The sequence below is a fragment of the Paenibacillus sp. JT31N11 genome (assembly GCF_056269285.1).
In genome coordinates this window covers 123,692-141,956 of sequence record NZ_JBWDNQ010000008.1, presented here as the reverse complement: position 1 = coordinate 141,956, position 18,265 = coordinate 123,692, and the positions used below count along the sequence as shown (strand labels likewise).

Annotated in this window: 14 protein-coding genes; all 14 read left to right on the top strand. The window is 51.4% G+C overall.

Annotated features, from left to right (window positions below; translation table 11 throughout):
* Positions 1 to 89 precede the first annotated feature (89 nt).
* Positions 90 to 1,049: an ABC transporter permease gene (locus AC0YNV_RS24985; RefSeq protein WP_475770454.1), complete on the top strand. Its 960-nt coding sequence runs from the start codon at positions 90 to 92 to the stop codon at positions 1,047 to 1,049.
* A gap of 49 nt (positions 1,050 to 1,098) precedes the next feature.
* Positions 1,099 to 2,814 (top strand): extracellular solute-binding protein, encoded by a 1,716-nt coding sequence (locus tag AC0YNV_RS24980; RefSeq protein ID WP_210040826.1) that lies wholly within the window; start codon positions 1,099 to 1,101, stop codon positions 2,812 to 2,814.
* 86 nt (positions 2,815 to 2,900) lie between these two features.
* Entirely contained in the window at positions 2,901 to 3,812 is a 912-nt protein-coding gene (locus AC0YNV_RS24975; RefSeq protein WP_475770453.1) for a carbohydrate ABC transporter permease, read from the top strand.
* 57 nt (positions 3,813 to 3,869) lie between these two features.
* Positions 3,870 to 4,895 carry a LacI family DNA-binding transcriptional regulator gene (locus AC0YNV_RS24970; protein WP_475770452.1) on the top strand — a complete coding sequence of 342 codons (1,026 nt, stop codon included), beginning with the start codon at positions 3,870 to 3,872 and terminating at the stop codon, positions 4,893 to 4,895.
* A 46-nt stretch (positions 4,896 to 4,941) separates the two neighbouring features.
* Positions 4,942 to 5,898, top strand: a complete 957-nt coding sequence (locus AC0YNV_RS24965) for a carbohydrate kinase family protein (RefSeq protein WP_475770451.1) — start codon at positions 4,942 to 4,944, stop codon at positions 5,896 to 5,898.
* The gene (locus AC0YNV_RS24960; RefSeq protein ID WP_475770450.1) at positions 5,895 to 7,262 is read left to right on the top strand and encodes a family 4 glycosyl hydrolase; all 1,368 of its coding nucleotides are present in this window, start codon (positions 5,895 to 5,897) and stop codon (positions 7,260 to 7,262) included. Before AC0YNV_RS24965 ends, AC0YNV_RS24960 begins: the two co-directional genes overlap by 4 nt.
* 332 nt (positions 7,263 to 7,594) lie before the next feature.
* Positions 7,595 to 9,409 carry a sensor histidine kinase gene (locus AC0YNV_RS24955; protein ID WP_475770449.1) on the top strand — a complete coding sequence of 605 codons (1,815 nt, stop codon included), beginning with the start codon at positions 7,595 to 7,597 and terminating at the stop codon, positions 9,407 to 9,409.
* A gap of 86 nt (positions 9,410 to 9,495) precedes the next feature.
* Positions 9,496 to 10,449: an ABC transporter permease gene (locus tag AC0YNV_RS24950; protein WP_475770448.1), complete on the top strand. Its 954-nt coding sequence runs from the start codon at positions 9,496 to 9,498 to the stop codon at positions 10,447 to 10,449.
* A 34-nt stretch (positions 10,450 to 10,483) separates the two neighbouring features.
* Positions 10,484 to 11,353, top strand: a complete 870-nt coding sequence (locus AC0YNV_RS24945) for a carbohydrate ABC transporter permease (RefSeq protein ID WP_210040838.1) — start codon at positions 10,484 to 10,486, stop codon at positions 11,351 to 11,353.
* Between the two features lie 44 nt (positions 11,354 to 11,397).
* On the top strand, positions 11,398 to 12,960 hold the full coding sequence (locus tag AC0YNV_RS24940; RefSeq protein ID WP_210040840.1) for a type 2 periplasmic-binding domain-containing protein: 1,563 nt from the start codon (positions 11,398 to 11,400) through the stop codon (positions 12,958 to 12,960).
* A 22-nt stretch (positions 12,961 to 12,982) separates the two neighbouring features.
* Positions 12,983 to 14,272, top strand: coding sequence for a hypothetical protein (locus tag AC0YNV_RS24935; RefSeq protein WP_475770447.1), 1,290 nt, complete (start codon positions 12,983 to 12,985; stop codon positions 14,270 to 14,272).
* A 14-nt stretch (positions 14,273 to 14,286) separates the two neighbouring features.
* Positions 14,287 to 15,738: a response regulator gene (locus AC0YNV_RS24930; RefSeq protein ID WP_475770446.1), complete on the top strand. Its 1,452-nt coding sequence runs from the start codon at positions 14,287 to 14,289 to the stop codon at positions 15,736 to 15,738.
* A gap of 56 nt (positions 15,739 to 15,794) precedes the next feature.
* A complete protein-coding gene (locus tag AC0YNV_RS24925) occupies positions 15,795 to 17,051 on the top strand; it encodes a beta/alpha barrel domain-containing protein (RefSeq protein ID WP_210040846.1) in 1,257 nt (418 codons plus the stop codon).
* Positions 17,052 to 17,293: 242 nt separating this feature from the next.
* Positions 17,294 to 18,250, top strand: a complete 957-nt coding sequence (locus AC0YNV_RS24920) for a phosphotransferase family protein (protein WP_475770445.1) — start codon at positions 17,294 to 17,296, stop codon at positions 18,248 to 18,250.
* The last annotated feature ends 15 nt before the right edge of the window (positions 18,251 to 18,265 follow it).

The following is an 18,265-nucleotide window of genomic DNA, read 5'->3' as shown; positions in this document are numbered from 1 at the left end:
ATGACAGATTCACAAAAGCCTGGCAGCTGTTGAGCAACATGAAATCGCTACCATTGTCAGGCAGACCAAAATAGGGACGGTGATCGACCATGCAAACCGAGCTGCCGGTTAGGGGCAGAAGCAAAGCGGAGATGAAGATGCAGTCAAAGCTGATGAAGCGAATTCTTGAGCATAGAATTTTATACTTGATGCTGCTGCCTTGTATCGCATTCTTCATTATCTTCTCCTACATCCCGATGGGCGGCGTTATTCTGGCCTTCAAGGAGTACCAATTCAATAAGGGGATTCTGGGAAGTCCATGGGTCGGGTTCACTTACTTCAAATCCTTCTTCGACAACTATCAAAGTGGAGCCCTGATCCGCAACACCCTTATTATAAGCTGCGTCAAAATGTTCTTGGGCTTGCCGTTTCCCATCCTTCTCGCACTCATGTTCAACGAAATACGGAGCAAGAGGTTCCGGGGCATCACGCAGAGCATCGCCTATCTGCCGCATTTCCTTTCCTGGGTCATCGTAATCGGCTTGATGCAGCGCGTGTTCGCTCCAGATACCGGCATTGTCAACGAAGTGATCAAATTTTTCGGCGGAGAGGGCAGCACGTTCTTCATGATGGAAAGCAGCTATTTCTATCCGCTCATGTTCGGCAGCCATATCTGGCAGAGCATCGGCTGGGATTCGATCATTTATCTGGCTGCCATTGCCGGCATCAGCCCGGAGCAGTACGAAGCAGCCAAGATAGATGGAGCCAACAAATGGCATGAAATCTGGCATATTACGCTGCCGGGCATACGTCTGACGATTGCGATCCTGTTCATTCTCGGGTTGGGCAGCATTCTGCAGGCGGGCTTCGACCAGATTTATCTCATGAGAACGCCGGGCAATATGGAAGTGGCGGATATCCTCGATACATATATTATCCGAGTTGGTCTGCAAAATGGACAATACGGCTATGCCACGGCAGTTGGTCTCATGCAGGGGTTGATCGGACTGATTCTGGTTATTTCGGCCAATCGCGCCTCCAAAAAATTTCTTGACGAATCGATATGGTAGCGATACCATTCCGAATCATCATAAAAAAATGACAGAAAAGAGGATGAGTATGCTTACAAAATGGGGCAAATGGATTGCACTGCCGCTGACGGCCGTCATGCTGCTGGCTGGCTGTACGGACAAGGCAAAGCCGGCAAACAATGAAGGTCAAACGGCCGAGAACAATGCCGGGAAGCCGGCGACATGGATTGCCGACCGGACGGTAACGGGACTGCTGTTCATCGACAGCGACGATGTGAGCAAAGACATCAATCCAGACATTGCGAAGGTCATCAAAGAGAAGACCGGCATTACCCTCAAGCTGGAAGCCGTAAATGCGAGCAGCGCGGTAGACGGCATGATTGCCGGATTCGCTTCCGGCGATTTGCCGGACTTTATCGTCTCCTACCTGGACAACAGCGCCCGTCCGGAAATGCCGGTCCTTGCGAAGGCAGCCAAGGAAGGCGTTCTCACCGACCTGACGCCCCTGATGAAAAACACCGAGGTTTACAAGAATTATCTGGAAGACGACTACTTGCCGCTGGATACGAAATATGGAATCATGTTCCGTCCCGAGTTCAATGGCTCGAGCTACTTCATCCATATGCGCATAGCCAAGGGCGAGCCCCATGACGGCCTCAAATTTTTCGGCGGTCCCTTTATCCGGAAAGATATCGCCGATGCGCTTGGCATCGACCCGCGCACGATTACGACGACTGAGCAAGTGTACGAGCTGGCACAGAAAATCAAGGCCGGCAATTTCAAGGATGCAAACGGAAAGGCGGTCATTCCGGTCGGTCCGCAGTACTGGGGGAATGGCAACCATGAGGTCGGCACGCTCTTCCGGGATGTTACCTGGGGCAAGGTTGACCAGAAGTTTTATAAGGACAAGGACGGCAAGATCATTCACGAAAGCCAGACCGATTATATGATGAAACGCATCGAGCTGGTTCAGAAGATGCTGGGCGAGAAGCTGATGGCGCCCGATTATTACGCCATGGAAGGCAGCAAGGCGACAGAAGGGGCGATCAACGGGTCGTTCGGCATCATCAGCGAAATGCACAACAACCTGGACTTCAATAAAGATATGACCTATCTTCCGCTTGGACCGATCAATTACGTCGACGGTCCGTTCCAGATGACGAGGACGTACAAGGAAGGTTCCTTCATATGGGCGATTCCGAGCACGACGAAAAAACCGCAAGAGGTGATGGACTTCGCCGATTTCCTTGCAAGCCGCGAAGGCAAGCTGCTTTGGCAATACGGCCTTGAAGGCAGAGACTATACGCTTGATGCCAAGGGCAATCCGGTTGTAAAACAGGAGGTTCTCGACTTGAAGGCAAAGGATCCGGAAGCAGCCAAGGCCTTGGGGTTTGAGGGAGCGGGAAACAACTGGGGGCAGTACCTGGGCTTGACCGACGCCAATCGGTTCGATGACTTCGGCGAGGCGGAATACGGATTGTCGGTTATGCCGAATCTCTACGAGTCGCAAAATAAAATCGCAGATTACTGGGGCTATGACGAGAAGAAGAAACAGGAGGTCGTGGTCGACGGCTACCGTCCACTCTCATTTATCAACGAATTCCCGTCGGGAACCGATCTGCAGACGGCGCTGGACAACTACAATGACAGCATGATCCGCGCTTTCTATGCGAAAGGCATGGATAAAGCCAAGGAAATCATGGACTCGGCAGCGAAGCAGCTGAAGGCGGCCGGACTGGAAGATTACGAGAAGCTGCTGGATCAAAAAGATTCCGATCCGAAAACAAAGCTCATTTTGCAGTAACCGGTTCATCATAAAAGCCTAAAGAGGGCTGCGTTCCTGTCCGGGCAACGCTGGGAACGCAGCCGATCGCATGAGGAGGGAAAGACGTGGGCAACGAATTTTACAAGCTCACAACCGGAGAGAAGTTGTTCAAGTTCGTCGATTACGCGCTGATCATTCTCCTGTGCCTGTCAATTGTGCTTCCTTTCTTCAACATTCTGGCGCTTTCCTTTAATGCGGGCAAAGATGCGGAACGCGGAGGCATCTCGTTCTGGCCGCGGGTCTGGACGCTTGAGAACTACCAGGAGGTATTCACCTCCGCGAACATCGGCAGAGCTTTTGCCATCTCCCTGTTCCGGACGGTGCTGGGTACAGCAGCGGGCGTTTTCCTGACGGCCATGGCGGCATACGCCTTGAAGAGCAGAACGCTGCCGGGCGTGAGATTTATCACGCTGATGATTTTCTTCACCATGCTGTTCTCCGGTGGAATTATTCCGTATTATATGCTGCTCAGCAGTCTGCATCTGACAAATACAATATGGGTTTATGTCATCCCCAGCTTGTACAGCGCATGGAATATCATCATTATGCGGACGTTCTTTCAGCAAATCGGCATAAGTCTCGAGGAAGCGGCCAGAATTGACGGCTGCAACGATTTCAGCATATTTTGGCGCATCATCCTGCCCCTCAGCAAGCCGGTTCTTGCGACGATTTCCCTATTTACGGCGGTGGGCCACTGGAATGATTGGTTTACAGGCTCTTTCTTCGTACGAAAAGCCGATCTCCGGCCGCTATCCACCCTGCTGCAGGAGATGCTGACCAAGCAGGATGCGATCCGCGAATATTTGATGACGGCGGCGGGATCCAATCAACAGGATCTGCTTGCCAAAATCCAGCTTACGGGCGATTCGCTCAAGATGGCGACCATTATGGTCGTCGTTGCGCCTATCATTTGCGTGTATCCGTTTATTCAAAAGTATTTTGCCAAAGGCGCAATGATTGGTTCCATAAAGGAATAATCTGGAGTAAAATATAGTTTGTTTGTCAGTAGTGCTTAGACGGGAAGGATGAGAGGGTTGAAACCGAAAATCAAGGATGTCGCCAAGCAGGCTGGAGTATCGACCACGACGGTCTCAAGAGTGCTGAACGGTGAAAAATATGTCAAGGATGATCTGAAAGCAAAGGTGCAGCGCGTTATTGACGAGCTGGGCTATTCACCTAGCCATATCGCCAGAAGCCTTGTCCGCCAGAAGACAAACCTGATCGGGATCATCGTTCCGGATCTGACTTCGAGCTTCTACGCCACCATTCTGAGCAGCGTTGAACAGACGGCGAGCCAAGCGGGCTACTTTCTGCTCGTATGCGATATTCATGAGGACACCGGCAAAGAATTGAAATATTTGAACATATTCAAGGAAATGCGCGTGGAAGGGATCGTCATCATGCACGAGAAGCTGGACGACGAGATCCGCGCGTTCCTCGACAAGCTGGATATACCCGTTATTTTTTCCAGTGTCCGACCGGCGGACCAGAAGTTTATGTCGGTCATAATCGACGATTACAGCGCGGCTTACGACGCGACCTGCTATCTGATCGGCCTTGGCCATGAGCGGATTGCTTTTATCGGAGGCGATATGCGGGACGTAACGTCCGGGCAAAGCAGATATGCCGGATACCGGAAAGCTCTGGAAGACAACCATATTCCCATTGAGGACGATTACATCCGGTTCGGCGATTACAAGCCGCAGAGCGGCTACGAGCGGATGAAGGAGCTGCTGGCGAGCCGCGTCCGTCCGACGGCGGTATTCGCGGTCAGCGATGATATGGCGGCAGGCGCGATGAACTGTATTAACGACCATTTGCTCTCGGTCCCTGACGATATTTCCGTGATCGGATTTGACGGTTCTCAATTGACCGAGCTGGTAAGACCGCGATTGTCTTCCATGGAGCAGCCGATTGAGGAAATGGGCAAGGTGACGGTTCTTTCCCTGATCGACTTCATGACGCAACAACAAACGGGCTTCAAGAAGGATCTGATTTTAAAGCACCGCCTGGTTGTCCGGGACAGCTGCAGACCCGTCGTCAAACAGCAAGAGACATGAAAAACTGGGGTCATACAAAGACCTGGAGCGGAAGAGGGAGAGTGCAGTGAAAAAATTCGATGCGGTTGTGATCGGCGATGCCAATATCGACCTGGTAGTGGTGGGATGCAATGAAATCCCCCAGCCGGGGCAGGAAATATTCGTGGACAACATGATGATGCACGTTGGCGGGGGAGCTGCATTGTTCTCCATCTCCTTCGCCAAGCTCGGCATGAAGGTTGCTTTCAACGGCATTCTCGGAGATGATGGCTACGGACACTTTATCCGGGATCAGTTCGTTCAATATGGTATCGATACCAGTTTATTGGGAACCAGTCAAATTTACAATACCGGCGTTACGATCGCCATCAATCCACAGGTGGACCGGTCGTTCATCACTTACGCAGGCTCGAATCAGGAGCTCGACGTCGGCAAGCTTGATCTCGACCGGATTACGGAGGGCAAGCACGTTCATTTGACCTGCTATAAAGGAACGCGCAACCATGCTGCGGTCATTGCGCTGGCAAGGGCGCTGAAGGCGAAGGGCGTAACGCTGTCCTGCGACGTTGGCTGGGACGATACGGGCGAATGGAATAAGGGCGTTTTTGAGCTGATGACCTATATGGATGTTTTTCTGATGAACGAGACCGAAGCGCTGCACTATACGGGTCTTGAACAGGTTGAAGACAGCCTGGAGCATATGTCGGCATTCAGCAATCATATTGTAGTCAAGCTCGGACCCAAGGGCGCGATTGCACATAAGGACGGTATCAGAATGCACCGTCCCGCATATCCGGTAACAGCGGTAGATACCACGGGTGCGGGAGACTCGTTCAACGCCGGATATTTGTACGGGTTCCTTAACGGGCTGGACACGGGTACCTGTCTCAGCTATGGCAATTCATGCGGTGCGCTTTCGGTCGCTTCGTACGGAGGAAGCGGGGGGGCGCCTGACCGGGCGGAGCTGGAGGCTTTCATCCGCGCAAACCAGGATCAATCGGTAAATCAGGAGGTCTCGTCATGAAGCTGACATTGATAGGCGGAGGCGGTGTGCGGGCTGTTCTTTTCACAAAAAGTCTGACGCTCAAAGCCGAGGCTGCCGGAATTACCGAGCTGACGCTGCACGATACAGATGAAGAGCAGCTCGGCATTATCGGCAAGCTGTGCCGGATCGTGATCGACCGGAGCGGCATCGTACTGAAGCTGACGATGACTACCGACAGCCGGCAGGCGATTCGCGGCGCCGATTATATCGTAACGACCGTCCGTGTCGGCAAAGAGCAGTCCCGTTACACCGATGAGCGGATTGCGCTGAAGCACGGCGTCATCGGGCAGGAGACGACCGGACCGGCCGGCTTCTCGATGGCCATCCGGACGATTCCCGTGTTGATGGAGTATTGTGAAATTGCCAAACAGCTTGCTCCGCACGCCTGGATCTTCAACTTCTCCAACCCTTCCGGGCTTGTAACCCAGGCGCTGCGAAGTGCCGGTTACGACCGGGTTATCGGCATCTGCGATACACCCGGCCATACCAAACTGCGAATGGCGGAAACCCTCAGAATCGATCCGCGGGAGCTGCATGTTGAATTTTTCGGGCTGAATCATCTGTCGTGGATGAGCAAGGCTGTGTACCGCGGCCGGGATCTGCTGCCGGAGCTGAAGAACGATATCGGGTTCACAAGCCGGGTCAGCGAATTTGCGATGTTCGATCCCGATCTGCTGCATACGCTGCCGTATTTGCCCAACGAATATTTGTACTATTACTATCATCGCGAGAAGGCTTTTGCGAATATCCGGGACGCGGAGATGACGCGGGGCGGAATGATTGCCGAGAACAACAGAGCCATGCTGGAGCAGCTTCGTCACATGGATATCGGGGCTAATCCCGATGCCGCCATTCAAACTTATTTGTACTATACGCAGAAACGGGAAGCGTCTTATATGGCAATCGAGACCAATTCGCAAGCCAGGGCCATTCCCGCGGCAGAGAAGCTGGAGCTGCCGAATTCGCTGGGCTATGCCGGCGTTATGCTGGATTTTGTCGAATCGCTTCAGACGGGGAGAGAGAATAATATCGTATTGTCGGTGCCGAATGAAGGCGCCATCGAGGGATTCGCGGACGACGATGTAGTGGAGATTTCCTGTACGATCACGAAGGACGGGGCGAGGCCCGTGTTCATAGGATCGGTACCGGAGGATATGACGCTGCTGATGAAAAACGTGAAGCTGTTCGAGCGGCTGACTGTCGAAGCTGTGGCCAGGCGCTCGCGCGAGCTGGCGGTTCAGGCGCTCACCGTCCATCCGCTTGTCAACTCGTACTCGCTTGCAAAAGGGCTTATCGGGGATTATATGGAGGCTTATCGGGACCTTCTGGGCGACTGGACTTAAAGCGCAGGTGGAATTCTGATTGGAATAACGGCGCAGCCGGCAGTCGCGGAATACGAAAATGGAAAATAAGTCTTGCAAGAATATTCGAAAGGTAGTATTTTGGTCTTGTCAAATTGTTCATGCTCCCGGGATCCTTCACAAAGGCCGGGAGCTTTTTCTTTTTTGGCCTCACATCAGTCTGACCCCTGTCAAATGCAGCCAAGGGATAGGGGCGTGCTGCCGGCTTCACTGCCTGTCCGGCCCGCCTCTACAGCCAAGTCCCGGAATGGAGATGATTAAATTCCCGCATGTCCCCGTCAGCAAACTGGTGTCAGCGTTAGAGGAGGGAGCGCATGATTAGCAAGATCAAGTTGAAGTCTCAGCTGCTGATTCTGATATGCATATCCATCGGCATTATTATCATGCTCCAGGCGATATCGCTAAGCTGGTTTGACTCGATCAACAGAAGAAACTATTCGGAATTTCTGAAAGAGGCCTCAAACCAATTAGTTACGAAAGCGGTTACATTTACAACGGATATTAATAATATTGCCAACATTACCTCTTATAACAATATTACCAACCAATTTATAAACACACAGCGTATCGATGAGCTGCTCAAATTCAGCAATGACATGCAGCTCATGATCGAATCCATCATGCTCTCGAACAGGAGTATCAGCGGCATTATTATTAGTGATCTCGATATGATCAATATCGGCGCCAATCGAAGCGAGGACTTCTGGGTGCTGAATGAAATCAAGAGACGCTTCAATAACGGCACTATCCAGTTAGAGCAGCCTACCCATTATTTGCTGAACGACCGCGAGAACGGCAGAGCATTTTATGTATGTATAACAAAGTCGTTCATTTCGGAGGTAACGAACGACAAATTTATTACCGTCGTCATTTATAACGCGGACAGCTTCATCAGTACCGTCTCAAGCTTGCAGCCCGATTATAATTCACTCTTTATTATTGCAGATGACGAAGATAACATTGTGGCCTCCAACCACAAGCAGTTGAAGCAGAAGGACATGGAGCTGATCCGCGCCGCGTTGGCCGACAAGAAGACGGCTAGCCTCGACGGAGGGTTTAACGGCAGTAAAAATTCGCTGGTATACCAAAGATCGGTCAGCAATTTGAACTGGCGGGTTATCGGGATTATTCCGAATGTCGAGATTGACAAGGATCTGTTCGCGCTGAAGCAGTTTGCGCTTCTCATGGGAGTTGTAATTGTCATCGTCCTGACGGGATTCGGACTTGCGATAAATAAAAGCATTGCCACGCCGATCATAAAAATGGCCCGCTTCATGAATTCGATCGGGCACAGGTACAGCAGTCAGCGGCTGACCATCCATACGGCCAATGAAATTAGCCTGCTGGCCAGAGCGCTGAATAAAATGCTGGATAATATCGATACGATGACCGGAGCGGTGGTAACCTCGCAGGAGAAGCTGTATAAAGCGGAGCTGGCCAAGAAGAATGCACAGTTCTCGGCTTTCCAGAGTCAGGTCAATCCACATTTTCTGTACAACACGCTGGATTGCATCCGAGGTATCGCCTTAACCCGGGAGGTGCCGGAGATTATCGAGATTACAACCGCCATGGCGAAGATCTTCCGGTACAGCATCAAGGAAAACAACGATGTGCGGGTAGGAGATGAAATCGGCTGTATCAAGGAGTACTTTAAAATCATTCAGATCCGCCAAAGGAACCGGTTTACCATCATCTATGAGGTAGATGAAGCGATCATGGACTGCATCATCCCAAAGATGATTTTGCAGCCCATTGTGGAGAATGCCGTATTCCACGGTCTCGAGCAGAAGAAGGGAGCAGGGACCCTGATTATTCGGGGGCATGCGGACGGCAGCGGCACGATCCGGTTTACTATCGAGGATGACGGAAAGGGAATGTCCGCGGAGGTGCTGGAGCAGATAAGAAGCAGCTTCTTTGAAAAAGACATGCTGGATGAGATGCCTGCCGCCATGAAAAAGAAAAGCATCGGCATTATTAACATCGACAGGAGGATTAAATTGTTGTATGGCACTCGTTATGGACTGTCGATCAATAGCATCCAGCTGGTAGGAACCAGGGTGGTGATCGAGCTGCCTGCCAAAACCGAAAACCGAAATCTGTCCAATAGTTCCGAAAACCGTACATTTTAATGCTGCCCGGATTGGATTAGATTGTTAATAAAGCGGTTTCATACGTTGATGGCATGACCATAAATGAATGGAGGTGAAAAGTATAGGTGTATCCGTTACGTGCAGGCAGCGAAAAGCGCATCTTGAAGAATAAATGGGATAAACGAAAAGGATTGTACTACAAATACCGCTATGTCTATCTTTTAGTCATGCCCGGATTAATCTATTTCCTGATTTTTAAAATTGCGCCGATGTGGGGCCTGATTATCGCCTTCAAGGATTACAGTCCCTTCGCAGGGATATGGGGCAGTCCGTGGGTTGGTTTTAAATATTTTGCTGATTTCTTTTCCAGCGCTTATTTTTATATGATGTTCCGCAATACGCTGGTCATCAGCCTGATGAATATTATTTTCTACTTCCCGGCTCCCATTATTCTTGCACTGCTCATCAATGAAATTCGCTCCGCCAAGTTCAAACGGCTGAATCAGACCATTATTTATATGCCACATTTTCTATCCTGGGTAGTGATTACAGGGATTACCTTCTTCATGCTCAGCTCCGATATCGGGCTGGTGAACAAGTTTATTGTAAATGCGGGCGGCGAGCCCGTGGCCTTCCTTTCCAATCCGAAGCTTTTCTGGTGGGTGCTGCTGGTTCAGAACACCTGGAAGGAGGTTGGATGGGGAACGATCCTCTTTCTGGCGGCTATCACACAGATCGACCCCTCCCAGTACGAAGCGGCGACCATTGACGGGGCTTCCCGCATGCAGAGGCTGCTGAGGATTACGCTGCCATCGATACTGCCCACCATTATCGTGCTCTTTATTCTGAGGCTCGGGCAGGTCATGGATGTAGGCTTCGAGCAGGTGCTGCTGATGGGCAATCCGTTCGTAAGGGACGTTGCCGAAGTATTCGATACTTATTCGTACAATCAGGGGATCAATCAAGGGAATTTCAGCATTGCGGTGACAGTTGGCATATTCAAGAGCCTCGCCGGACTCATCATGGTCATCATCTCCAACCGCATTGTCAAAAGAATGGGGCATACCGGTATCTATTGAAAAGCGATAATGGATTTGAAGGAGATGAGGTGCTATGCATTCCAAAAAAATGTCGGTTGCGGATGTCGTCATTTATATCGTGTCCGGCCTGATCTCATTGATTTGTATCGCTCCCTTTTTCTACATTGTCAGCGTGTCGTTAACCGATCCATCGATCTATGTGCCGTTTAAGCTGTATATTATCCCGGAAAAATTATCACTCGCATCCTATTCGTATATTCTCTCGACGTCGAATTTCATCAATTCGGTGAAGAACACCCTGTTCATAACGGTAGTGGGAACGGCGCTCAATATTGCGTTTACCTACACGATGGCCTATGCGCTGACGAAGAAGGAGATGCCGCACCGGAATTTGTTCATGGGCATTGTTATTTTCACACTGCTATTCAGTGCAGGGATTATTCCGAATTATCTGCTGATCAAAAATCTTGGATTAATGAACAGTCTCTGGTCGCTGATTCTCCCGGTGCTAACGAACTCATGGAGCCTGATCGTTGCCAAGAGCTTCATCGATGCCCTCCCGGAGGAGCTTGAGGACTCCGCGAAGATCGACGGGTGCACCGAGATCGGGACGTTCTTCCGCATTATTATTCCGCTGTCCAAGGCCTCCATCGCCACCCTTACGCTCTTCTTCGCGGTCGGACATTGGAATACCTATTTCAGTGCGCTTATCTATCTGACCGACTCCCAGAAAACAACGCTGCAGCTTTACGTCAAATCCATCCTGGTCGACGCTTCGACAAGCGGTGCGGGCAGCACCGGTTCGGTGGATATGCTGAATCTTCCTTCCGAGACAGTGCGGATGGCGACAGTGGTGCTGGCCATGCTGCCGATTATGGCGGTATATCCTTTCGTGCAGCGGTATTTCATTAAAGGTGTCATGCTTGGCTCTATCAAGGGCTGAGCTCGATATGAATTTCATCTCAAGTACGGAAGGGAGAAAGCGAAATGGGGAAGAAGCGGCAAAGGTTATTGCTTGTGACATGCATCACGATTACGTTGTCCATCCTGGCGGCCTGCAGCTCGACATCGACGAACACGCCAAGCGCCTCGGACAACAATCCGAAGGAAACGAATGCGCCAGGCGCGGCAGCGGAGAATGGCGAGCAGGAGGCTCCGCTCGTGCTCAAAGGAATGGCCAATCTCTATCAGCAGGCGCCTGCCAAGGACAGCGACTTCTGGAAGAGCATGGAGAAGGAGTTTAATGTGGATTACTCGGTGGACTGGGTACCGGCGGACAATTATCAGCAGAAGCTGGATCTGGTGCTGGCATCTGGCGACATACCCGATATTATGCAGGTCACCAGCATTACGGCGCCAAGTGTATTGAAAGCGGTTAAAGCAGGCGCATTCTGGGATTTGACCACGGAATTGGGCGATTTTAGCAAGTATCCGAACTTCAAGCAATACACCAATCAGAATGCCTGGGTGCTCAGCAAGGTGAACGGGGAGAATTATTTTATCCCGCGGACCCGCGGAAATCTCGATTCCGCCTTGTTTATCCGGCAGGACTGGCTCGACAAGTTGAATCTGCAGGTACCGACCACTATCGAAGAGTTCGAGAATGTAATGAAGGTCATTGCACAAAGCGATCCGGACGGCAATGGGAAGATCGATACGATCGGCACGATACCGGTTTCGGGCTTCTTCGCAGCCGCCTTTGGCACGCGAGATCCCTTTCGGGACAGCAACGGCGGCATCATCCATGCGAATTTAACCTCTAATTATGCGGACTATGTTCAGTACATGAGAGACCTCTATGCGGACGGGGCCATTCCTAAGGAATTTGCTCTGATCAACGGCACGCAGCAGCAGGAGATGTTCACGACAGGCCGTTCGGCTACTTTTGTCAAGAACGCCTGGCATAAATACGATATGGAGCAGGATCTGCAGAAAACCCAGCCGGGAGCGAAGCTGACGCTGATTCCTTATCTGGAAGGGCCCAAGGGCTACGCGCACATCTATGATCTGGGTTACTTCGGCGGGATGGTAATCTCCAAGAAAGTGGACGAGAAGAAAATGCAGCGGATTTTGCAATTTTTCAATGCGACGACGGACGAGAAATATTATAATTTCGTCAATTTCGGAATTGAAGGCGTCAACTACACCATGCAGGATGGCTTCCCTTCGCTGACTGATCTGGGCAAGAAGGAAGTCAACAGCTCGTTTAATGCGCCGTTTATTTTCTCCACAGCCGAATTCGCCAAGGTCGACAGCCCGCTTGCCCCGATGTCCTACAATCTGCAGACCCGGGAAGAGATGAAGGCGCTTTACGATATCGATGCAAAGGTGGAACTGTTCAATGTACTGCAATCCGATTCGTGGAGCAGCGCATGGTCCAGAGTGCAGGATGAGTTTGAATCCATGGAGGCAAAGGCAATCACCGGCGCGATATCCATGGATGAATTCAGGGCCTATCAAGAGAAATTGCTGCAGGATCCCGATGTAATCAAGTCCGCAACCGAATTTGCCGCCAGCTACGATCAATTCTTCCCGGGCGGACAAAAATAAAAACAGACAGGAGAAATGCGTTATGTATATCAAAGAAGTAGCATCCAGCCTCTATCCGTGGGACCTCGCCGACGAAGGAGTCGAGACCTGCGTGAACAATGTAATGGAACACAGCCTTGTCAACAGTGTCTATCTGGTAGGCATCATGCATAAGGAGAAGAGACCGCTCACCAGCCTGTTCTACACGCATAATCCGAAGCGGAAATTCTATCTGCCCGAGGACAGCCGCATTTATTACAGAATGGATGAGACTAATTTTGCGGATACACCGCTGAAGCCGCTGTATTCGACGAGGGATTTTCTGAAGGAGAAAGACTGGCTTGACGAGCTTACCGCATACGGAAGAAAGAATAACCTGAAAACCGGGGCCGAAATTTCCCATACCTTCTACGATTGCGAGAAAGCGAAGACCGATTTTCCCGATGTGCTGCAAAAAAATATACACGGCGGCATTATTGAACGCCATTTCTGCTGCAACAACGACCATGTCAAAGCCTACATGAAAGCTATCTTTTACGATACGGTCAAGAATCATGATATCGATTTTATCCAGACCTGCATGATGCTTTTCGCGACAGGCGAACCCGTCAAAGCCCCCTGGTTCATGGAGAACGATCCCGAGAACAAGGTCGGCTCCCTGCTGGGCGTGCTGAAAGGCGGATGCTTCTGCGGCCACTGCAAGGCGAAAGCCATCCATATGGGCTACGATTGGGATAAGATCGTGAGCGACTTGAAGGAACTGGAGCGTTTTGTACATGCAAGCGCCTATAACAACCTTGATGCGGTCATGGATGCCCATGTGCTGATGGGAAGCGATTTGCTGGAAACGGGCCTGCTGCTTGAATATCCGTCCCTCTATCAATTCCTGGAGTTCAGGATGAAGTCCATTGCCGCTCTGTTCACCGAAATTAACGCATCGATTAAATCAGCCAACAAAAATGTCGATTTCCGCTACAACAATTACCTGAAGTATCCCGAGCTTGCCGGACTCGATTTCGCTTCGGTGAAGGACAGTCTGGATTCGGTGCGGGATTCCGATTATACGGAGCAGTACGGCGCTCCCGACAATTTCAAGCGAAAGAAGAATACGATCCTCAAGATCAGACGCGGCATCGGCTACGACAAGGATCTGATCGCGGCATTCGCTCCAAGACCGAACGCGACGCCGGAGCTGGTGCGGGAAAGCATCAAGATTCTGAGTACGCTCGGCGTCGACGGGCTGTCGCTGGGACACTATGACGGTGCAACCTTCGAGCTGCTGGATGCGGTGAAGCAGGGAATGCAGGAGGCGGGAATCGAAATCAGAAAATAAATTGGGGGTTGCATATGTACAGCGTTCTGTTGGTTGACGATGAGATATGGTCCCTGGAAGGAATAAGAAAGCTGTTTGACTGGGAGAAACAAGGCTTTACAGTGACAGCTCAGGTAACCGATGCGTCAGAAGCTTACGATCTCATATGCAGCACCAAACCGGATGTCGTATTTACCGATATCCGAATGCCTGAGATATCGGGCATTGAACTGCTGACCAAGACGAGAAAGGCTGGAATACAGAGTGAATTTGTGATCGTAAGCGGCTTTGCCGAATTCGAATATGCGCAGGAAGCGCTGCGTCGAGGCGCTTTCGACTATCAGCTCAAGCCAATCGATCCGGATGAAGCCGGCCTGCTGCTTCAGAAGCTGAAGGCGCAGCTCGATCAGAATCTGGAGCAGGAGCGGAGCGCCGGTGCGAACATGATGAAAGAGCTGACTTCCGGTTCGGGCAGCCCGCTGGAGGTATTGAAGACAAGGGGGTTTATACCGAAGGGGAAATACTGGCAGGTTATCATGGTTTCAGGGAAATCGCACGATGACAACGGCAAGATGCCGCCATTCATCACGTCTGTCCATCATCTTGCCGTTGCGGTCGGGGATGCCAGGACCCTGATGATCCTCAATGGCGACAGGCAGGAGGATGAAGAGGAGCTGATCCCGATTATGGACAGCTGGGCCAGAGGGACAAGCGCGTATGTCGGAATCAGCAGCGCCGCGGATGACATCGGGAATCTGGGAAGGCTGATCAAAGAGGCTGATATGGCGGCATCCCATTACTTTGTCGGCGGGCAGCCGGGTGCCGTCAAATTCACCGCAGCCGGCAGCGCCGGACTCGATAAAGTGGTCAGGAAGACGGAAAGATTGATGCTGGCTAAAAACGATGAGGAGATCAGCTCAATCATGGAGAGTCTTCCCGGTCTCTTCCGGGAGGAGAATTATGGCATCTATCACGCCGCCTGCTTATGGAATCAGTTCGCCGTCATGATCAGTCAGAGGCAGGAATGCGGTCAGGCTGCCGCTGTCAATGATTTTCTTGACTATGAGGAGTTGGTCAGCCGGTTTGGGAGCCTGTCCTCCCTGTGCGCTGCCATTGCGGGTATGATCAGAAACGTCTGCCATCCGGTGGAAGCGCCTGACCGTCATACGAGCTACAACGGGAACTTTATGGCGCTGCTTGAGCATGTGAATCAAAATTATGCCAAGGAGCTTTCGCTAAGCGAGCTGGCCGACAAATTCTTCCTGAACATGAGCTACTGCAGCGAGCTGTTCAAAAAAGCGACCGGCTATACATTCCGTTACTATGTAACAAAGCTGCGGATGGAGACGGCTGCGGAGCTGATGCAGTCCGGCAAATATTCAGTTGATACGGTCAGCGGTATGACCGGCTATCACGATTACTATTATTTTTGTAAAATTTTCAAAAGATTCTACGGGATTACGCCGTCCAAGTTTAATGCGAAATAGACCTTGAGGAGTCAATGGGCCAAGAAAATCCAGATCATCCATCGGAGGTAATCGGCATGTATTGGAAGGAACTGACAACCGGAATTTATCCATGGGATATGCACGACGAAGGGATTGAAAATATCTTAGATCATTTACAAAACCATGCAGGCAACAACGCAGCGTATATGCTCGCCGTCATGCATCATGAGAAACGTCCGCTTCATGACAATTATTATCATCACAACCCCGTGCGCAAACGCTATCTGGCCGAGGACAGCCGGAGCTATTTCACCATTCACCCGGAATCGTACACAAATTCCCGGATCAAGCCGCTGCCAAGCGACCGCGAATTTCTGCAGGGAACGGATTGGCTGGAAATCTTCACTACGGCGCTTCGCAAACGGGGGATGAGTCCCGGAGCCGAAATTTCCCATACGCCGCTTGATTCTGTGCGGGGAGCGGGAGAGTTCGCCGACTGCATCCAGCGCGACATCTACGGAAATCCGCCGGGTCACGGCTATTTCTCGAACCAGCAGCTTTGCTGGAACAGCCCGGATGCCAGGGCGTACATGTGTGCGATTGCGACCGACCTGGTCACCCATTACGATATCGACATGATTCAGACATGCTCGTTCCTGCTCAATCAAGGGCAGCTATCCATCCATCCCTTCCTTGGCGTTACGCTTGGCGGCTGCTTCTGTGAGAACTGCGAGCGGGAAGCCCGCAAGGCGGGGCTGGACTGGGACAAAATCAGGGCCACGGTCCGGCATTATGCGGATATTATGAAAAGAGCGACCCTGGAGGCGAATGAAGATTGGCTTCTGCTGCAGAGGGGCAGCTCGTCAGCGGTCATGTTCCTGCTGGAAAGCCCGGAGCTGTACCAATGGCTTAAATTCCGCTGCGATTCGATTACCCGCTACTTCAAGGAATTATCGGAGGCCATCCATGCCGCCAACGCAAAGGTCGACTTCCGCTTCAACACCTGCTGGCCAGAGGCTGAATTCATCGGACAGGATCTGACGCAGATCGGCAAATATGTGGATTCGATCCGGATCATGGACTATGCCGAGCAGACCGGCGATGAAGAGCGTGTGCTGAACAAAGGCAAATGGCTTGCCAATGTCAGACGTCAGGTGGGCGAGGATAAGATCATCATCGACAGCATCGCTCCCCGCGCCAAGGCAACGCCGGACCTGATCCGCAAGGGAATACGCACGGTTGCGCTGGGCGGGGCAGACGGTCTGGCGTACGGCTTTTATGACGGCGCAACGATAGAAAGACTGGAGGCGATCAAAGCGGGGATGGCCGATTGCGAAATCAAGCTCAGGTGATACGGTGCTGTTGACCGTACGGGATTTTAAGATAGACGATTAGGCTCGTTTAAGTAAAAAGCGACAACCGCGCTGCAAGGGGCCGGTTGTCGCTTTTTTTATTTCAGCCCTGCACAAATCCCGGCAGCTAAATGTTCAAGCAGAAAAATATCGTGGTAAAATAAGGATACCGTTGATTTTGCTGTAAGGTTAGTTTGCAAAGGAATGGAATTCCAAAGCAATTCCAAAAAGGAGGAATCACAATGGAGAATTTCAATTACACGGCGAACCGTTTTTTAAAGGCCCGCTATGGTAACCGTGCCCAAAATCTGATGCCCCTCGCTGCCGGCGATTGGTCAAAAGCCTATTCCTTCATGCTCGACGGGAATGAAATGGTTATCCGTTTCGGCGATTATCGTGACGACTTTGAAAAGGATCATGTGATGGGAACTTACTCATCCAAGACGCTCCCGATTCCGAGGGTTCTTGAGGTTGGCGAGACGGGTAGCGGTTTTTACGCCATATCTGAGCGGGTTCCGGGAAAGCATCTCGATGAGCTGAATGGACCGGAAATACGACTTGTCCTGCCGCAGCTGCTGGACGCTCTCCATGAACTTCAGAAGCTTGACTTCACTGGCACACAGAATGTTGGCCTTTGGCGTCCGGAGGGGGTTGGACCGCGCTGGGGAGCTGAGCTTCTCTCTGTGGCCGAGCCCCGGGATCGACTGGCGGGCTGGCGCGACCGGCTTGACGCTTCACCTCAGGAGGCACGGGCCTTCGATGTCGGGATGGAAAGACTGCGCCTGCTTGCGCCGAAGCTTCCGGAGTACCGGGGAATCGTCCATAACGACCTCTTGAACCGAAACGTGCTGGTGGACAACGGGAGGATAACCGGGGTAATCGATTGGGGAAATGCGTTCTATGGTGATCCTCTTTATGACATCGCCTGGTTTCTTTACTGGTGGCCTTGGTATCCGGAATGGCAGGGGATTAACTTGCCGGAAATTCTGGATCTCCACTGGGAGAAGCGCGGAGACTTGCCCGTACAGATGGAGGAACGTCTTCACTGCTGCCTTATCCACATTGGTCTCGATCATATCGCCTACAGCGCCTTTAGGCAGCGTCCGGAGGATATGAAACGCCACGCTAATCAACTGCTGACCTGCATCTCACAGAACCGGAATGGAGGATTCCAAAACATTCCGTCGAAAATAGAATGATATACCATTACCTTG